General features: G+C 78.9%; 1 pseudogene. It reads right to left on the bottom strand.

Features of this window, described 5'->3' with window-relative positions:
* A pseudogene (locus tag LPA54_RS38665) lies at nt 1-450 on the bottom strand (family 2 glycosyl transferase); the annotation flags it as partial.

The raw sequence follows: 450 nt of genomic DNA, 5'->3' as shown, positions 1-450 counted from the left end.
GTCGTACGCGCCGTCCTGCTGCGGGTAGCCCTCCGCCGGGTACTGCTGTCCGCCGTAGGCGCCGTCCGGGTACTGCTGGTACGGGGCGGCCGCGTAGGCGTTCTCGTCGTAGCCCGCGTTCTGGTACTGGCCCTGGTCCCAGTCGCCGTAGCCGGCCTGGTGCGGGACCGACGCCGGGGGGTGCTCCGGCGGGGCGGGCATGCCGGCTTCGGCGTCCGTGCCGTACGGGTCCGGACCGCCCGCGTCCGTGCCGTCCGCGGCGCCGTCCGCCCCGTCGGCCGGCGCCGCGGCGGCGGCCTCCGCCTCGGCCTGGGCGCGCAGCCGGCGGGCGCGGCGGCCCTCACCGGCCATGGCCTCGGCCGGGACGGGCTCCTCCTCGGGCAGGTCGTCGTCGACGTCACGGCGGCGGCCTGGCAGCGCCATGACGAGGAGGACGACGGCGAGCAGGCC

The sequence above is a fragment of the Streptomyces sp. DH12 genome (genome assembly GCF_020873895.1).
Taxonomy (GTDB): domain Bacteria; phylum Actinomycetota; class Actinomycetes; order Streptomycetales; family Streptomycetaceae; genus Streptomyces.
The sequence above is the reverse complement of the archived record's forward strand: the minus strand, read 5'-3'. Positions and strand labels throughout refer to the sequence as shown.